General features: G+C 65.1%; 6 protein-coding genes. 3 read left to right on the top strand and 3 right to left on the bottom strand.

Annotation, left to right across the window (positions count from 1 at the left end):
- Positions 1-347 (top strand): PEP-CTERM sorting domain-containing protein (locus tag GXY33_14725; protein ID NLX06390.1); only part of this gene is annotated, 347 nt, incomplete at its 5' end.
- Positions 348-358: 11 nt separating this feature from the next.
- Here GXY33_14725 and GXY33_14720 read toward each other — a convergent pair.
- From GXY33_14720 to GXY33_14710, 3 genes are all read right to left on the bottom strand, one after another.
- Positions 359-1,054: a hypothetical protein gene (locus tag GXY33_14720; protein ID NLX06389.1), complete on the bottom strand. Its 696-nt coding sequence runs from the start codon at positions 1,052-1,054 to the stop codon at positions 359-361.
- Positions 1,055-1,064: 10 nt separating this feature from the next.
- Positions 1,065-1,619: a type II secretion system protein gene (locus GXY33_14715; GenBank protein NLX06388.1), complete on the bottom strand. Its 555-nt coding sequence runs from the start codon at positions 1,617-1,619 to the stop codon at positions 1,065-1,067.
- Positions 1,620-1,697: 78 nt separating this feature from the next.
- Positions 1,698-2,534, bottom strand: a complete 837-nt coding sequence (locus GXY33_14710) for an AraC family transcriptional regulator (protein NLX06387.1) — start codon at positions 2,532-2,534, stop codon at positions 1,698-1,700.
- Between the two features lie 196 nt (positions 2,535-2,730).
- Between GXY33_14710 and GXY33_14705 the strand changes: the two genes are divergently transcribed.
- Both GXY33_14705 and GXY33_14700 read left to right on the top strand, forming a co-directional pair.
- Entirely contained in the window at positions 2,731-3,474 is a 744-nt protein-coding gene (locus tag GXY33_14705; GenBank protein NLX06386.1) for a trehalose utilization protein ThuA, read from the top strand.
- A gap of 115 nt (positions 3,475-3,589) precedes the next feature.
- On the top strand, positions 3,590-4,412 hold an 823-nt coding region (locus GXY33_14700), incomplete at its 3' end, for a hypothetical protein (GenBank protein ID NLX06385.1).

The raw sequence follows: 4,412 nt of genomic DNA, 5'->3' as shown, positions 1-4,412 counted from the left end.
TGTGGCTCAACGGGTACGGCGTGTTCGAGACTCCCAGCTTCACCCCGCAGTCGGTCGCGTTTCTCCAGGGCGCCACCGACTGGCTCTGCGGCGATGGCGCCGCCGACTTCCGCGACGCCGCCAACGGCCTGCCCGCCGACGACTACCGCTTGGTCCAGCGGTGGGCGTGGTTCGCCCTCGACGATACCCGGCCGGAATTCGCCGACACGCGGCTCCTGATGCCCGACGGCACGCTCTCACCCTTGGGCGAAGCCTACGCCGCCTATCTGCCCCACCTGCCCGAACCGGCGTCACTGCTCCTGCTGACCGCCTTGACGGCCCTTGCGGGCATCCGTCGACGAGCGTGACCGGTCCCGCCTCATCGCCCGCGACCGCGCGGACCCATCGGCGGCAAGCCGCGCTGCTCGCGCCGCTCGCCAAGCGCCCTGAAGTACTCGCCCATCAGGGCCGCCCGCTGCGGATTCCCGTGCTCGATGCGATTCATCATCCGCTGGCGCCGTCGCGCACCGCGTTCCTCCGGAGTGCCTCCGCGCCCATCGCCCCGCCGCCCGCCGCGGTCCATCTGCGGTCCGCCGCCCTCCCCTCGTCTTTGGCCCTCGCCCTGAGCCCGAGGGCCATCCGGTCGACGGTTCGCAAAACGCTCGCGCATCTGCTCGAAACGGTCGATATCCTCATCCAGAATGCGAATCTTATCTTCCGGCGAAGCCGCCGCGAAGTCGGTCGCCCGCTGGACCGCCTCGTTCATGAATATCGCCCCCATGGCCTCGCGTGCGCCGTCGCTCTCGCCAAACCGCCCCCGCAGTTGCCGACGCTCCTCCTCCGGAAGCTCCCGCAACAGCCGGCCCGCCTGCTCCAGGTACTCCTCCTGACGATACTCCGGCAACCGCTCGTATCGCGCCGAACCGATCGTCGCGATCGCCTCCTCCGCCGTCTCCGGAAATGCCGGCGGCGTCAGCAGATACGCGTAGTACGCCCCTCCGGCCAGCGTCACCGCTCCCACCACCACCAGCCCCGCCACGATCAACTGCTTCTTCATGTCTTTCAAGCTTCTCATCGCATCGTCCTTACTGGTAGTTGCCCACGTGGCCGTCCGCAAACAGCAGATTGCGCAACGCGTGGAACGGGGGCACCGTGATTTCCTCTGAATTATCGAGTCTGAACCGGCCTCCGTCGCAGTCGTAGGCCACGAACATCTCCGAGGGGCCAAACCCGATCCGTTCGGCAAACCAGTTCTCCTCGAGCGCTATGCCCGACAGCGAAGCGTTATACGTATAACTGGTCCCGCAGCGGGCATAAACCCACTCCTGGTCGCCCGGACACTGCAACACCCGCGTTTCCTTGCCAAAATGGTCCATCAGGACCTCCGGCAAGGGCGGACTTGTGTCGCCGCTGATAAACGGCGGCGGCATGTACCGCGCCGCTGGATACTTCTGGGAGTGTTCCTGCATATACGCCTGGATCGCCATGCCAAGCTGTCGCAGGTTTGAACTGCACGTCACCTTCGTCGCCCGCTGACGCACCGAGGCCAGCGTCGGAAGCAGGATTCCCACCAGAATCGCGATGATCGCCACCACGACCAGCAGCTCGATCAGCGTGAACGACTTTCTCTCAGTCGGCATGATTCACCTCATGTGGATACCGGCGCACAACGTCATCCATATTATAACGTCGGCTTTCCGCCTTTATTGCATTCGACCTCATTGGCGCACATACCCGCGATTTCGTCGCCGATATTCATTCGGCGAAAGCCCCTCCCGCCGTTGGAATACCCGGGCGAAATACTGCCCGGTGCCGAACCCGCAGACCGTGGCCACCTGGCTGATCGACATGGCCGAACTGCGCAGCAGTTCGCGGGCGTGGTGAAGCCGCGTGCGGATCACCATCTCAATCGGACTGATCCCCGTCATCCGCCGGAAACTCGCCGCGAAGTGGCTGGCCGAGAGGCCCACCAATTCGGCCAGTTCCTCCACCGTCAGCGGACCGGCGTGCTTGACCGCGATGTACTCGGTCGCCTGCCGGATCTTCCGCTCCATCGCCCCCGTCATCGAATCCGTCCCCGTCCACGGCGCCGTCTCGCGGGCCAGCAGGATCAGCGCCTCGGCCAGCCGGACCTTGGCCAGCGCGTTCTCCCGATCGACGTTTCGCAGATACGCCACCACCACCCGGTCCAGCGCCGCCTCGAATTCCGGACTGTTGTGCACGTGCACCACGTCCGGCAACGCCGGCACCGCCGCCTCCAGTTGCGGCCGGCTGACCGCGAACCGGATCTCGATCAGCTCGTAATCGGTCCGCGAATCCCCGATCGACCGGTGCCGCCGTCGCGGCGGAATGACCACCGCGTCCTTGGGCCCCACGTCATAGGCCCGCCCCTCGATCGCGATAGTCCCTTTGCCCAGAACCACATACGAGAGGTGAAACTCGTCCGGGTGCAGATGCGACGGCCCGAACAGGGGCGCCCGACAGGTATAGTGCGACGCCCGCGTCACCCGCAGTCCCGCCACGTGCCGAACCAGTTCGATCTCACTACCGTCCATCGCCGGACCTCCGCACCGGCCCCGATCACAGGGGCTCCATCATCGTATTGTGCACAATTTCGCGGGAAACGTCCAGCCCTCCGCCGGTCGACCCGCCGAACTTTTCCAGACCGTCTCCGGAAGTCTGAAAACAGCCCTTGATCCGCGCCGCACCGCGTGGTCTACTGGCCGCAACACCATCACAAAGGAGACCGCCATGGCTGATATCCGCGTCACCGTCTGGAACGAGTTCCGCCACGAGAAGAACAACGAGACCGTTAAGTCCCTCTACCCCAACGGCATGCACGCCGTCATCGCCGAATCCCTCAAGAAGGCCAAGGGCATCAGCGTTCGCACAGCCACCCTCGACGAGCCGGAACACGGCTTGACCCAGAAGGTCCTCGACGAGACCGACGTGTTGATCTGGTGGGGGCACATGGCCCACGACGAAGTGGACGACAAGATCGTCGATCGCGTCCAGGCCCGCATCCTCGACGGCATGGGCCTGCTGCCGCTCCACTCAGCCCACTTCTCCAAAATCTTCCGCCGCATGATGGGCACCACCTGCTCGCTCCGCTGGCGGGAGATCGCCGAAAAGGAGCGGATCTGGGTCACCGACCCCTCGCACCCCATCGCCGCCGGCATGGGCCCGTATCTCGAACTGCCCCATACGGAAATGTACGGCGAGTTCTTCGACATCCCGCAGCCCGACGAGCTGGTCTTCGTCAGTTGGTTCGAAGGCGGCGAGGTCTTCCGCAGCGGCTGCACCTGGCGGCGAGGCCGCGGGCGAATCTTCTATTTCCGGCCGGGCCACGAGACCTATCCAATCTTCAAGAACCCGGATGTCCTGGCCATCATCGAGCGTGGCGTCCGCTGGCTCGCCTTCGCCGGCAGCACCACCACCAAGGCCGAGATCATCAACGTCAAAGACCCGATCGAGCCGGTCCGCTCGACCGACTGACACCAATCGCGGGACCGGGTAGACCAATGAACTCCTTGTGCGGCGGCATCATCGGCCGGTACAATGGCGGCCGTGGGTCAACAAGACGGTGTTTTCACAGGGGGTACGGAACACCATGAACGTCAAACGCCGAGCGACCGCCGCCCGTCCGCGGTTCCTGATCCTGCTGCCGATCCTGATCGCCGGCTGTCAGGACATCCAGCACCAGAACACCGCCGACTGGGTCACTCAGAACGTCCGCGTCTCCGATTCGCCTCTGCACGACCGGTTTATGAAGGGCACCTACTACGAGCCCGTCCGCGACTTCTTCGACTCCCGGGCCGCCTTCAACCCGGCCGACCCCAATCAGCCGGCGGCTTGGAACGTCGATGAAAACGGCCAGGTCCATGACGGCTCGTTCTTCACCAACCGCGACATCGCCGCCGTCTCGCCCGAAGCGGCGGGCATCGGACCGGCCGCCAACCCGCCGGTCGGCCCCTGGAAGATCCTCAAGAAACCCGACAAGCACATGTTCAAACTCCGCCGGTTCCTCGGCAAGGACGCCACCGGCCGGAAATTCCTCGTCAAGGTCGACCACGAGGACCACCCGGAGGGCGCCTCCGCCGTCGCCACCCGCGTCTACTGGCTGCTGGGCTACAACGTCCCCGCCGAGCACATCGTCACTATCGAGGGCGCCGGCGACGAGAACTTCGACGGCAAACGCGGTTTCGCCAGCGAGTTCATCCCGGGCGACGTCAAGGGCTTCTGGCGATTCGACTGGTTCCGCTTCCGACGCGAGGTCAGGGCCATCCGCCTGGTCGCCGCCTGGCTCGACGACATCGACCGGACCGACAGCAACACCCTCCTGACCTTTCACGGCGACAGGAACCTCTACTACCTGATCGACTTCGACAGCAGTCTGGGCCTCTGGCAGGGCCGGGCCAAGCTGCCCTGGATGG

It is taken from the genome of Phycisphaerae bacterium, from assembly GCA_012729815.1.
Taxonomy (GTDB): domain Bacteria; phylum Planctomycetota; class Phycisphaerae; order JAAYCJ01; family JAAYCJ01; genus JAAYCJ01.
The sequence above is the reverse complement of the archived record's forward strand: the minus strand, read 5'-3'. Positions and strand labels throughout refer to the sequence as shown.